The following is a 246-nucleotide window of genomic DNA, read 5'->3' on the forward strand; positions in this document are numbered from 1 at the left end:
GGCCTTCACGTCATGGGCGAAGTCGCTGACCACGGGCCCGTCCATCTTGAGGTCGACCTTGACGGTCGAGCCGCACAGCTTGGAGTGGGCGGTGGCGCTGGCGTGGGGGTCGGGAAGGCGACCGAGGCGGGGGATATTGCCCGCCAATTCAATGATCCGCTTGTTGTAGATGTCGTTCAGCATGAGAATCGGTGTCCCGGGCGGCGATCCGAGCGCCCTTGGCGGCTGGGTTTCATCGTCCTATAT

1 protein-coding gene is annotated in these 246 nt (G+C 63.4%); it reads right to left on the reverse strand.

Going from position 1 to position 246, the window contains the following annotated elements; genetic code table 11:
* Nucleotides 1-183: iron-sulfur cluster assembly scaffold protein (locus QSV46_RS40630; protein ID WP_409997306.1), on the reverse strand; the 183-nt coding region annotated here is incomplete at its 3' end.
* Between the last annotated feature and the right edge of the window lie 63 nt (nucleotides 184-246).

Origin of the sequence: Bradyrhizobium cosmicum (genome assembly GCF_032290525.1) — a bacterium.
In the GTDB taxonomy this organism is placed as follows: domain Bacteria; phylum Pseudomonadota; class Alphaproteobacteria; order Rhizobiales; family Xanthobacteraceae; genus Bradyrhizobium; species Bradyrhizobium cosmicum_A.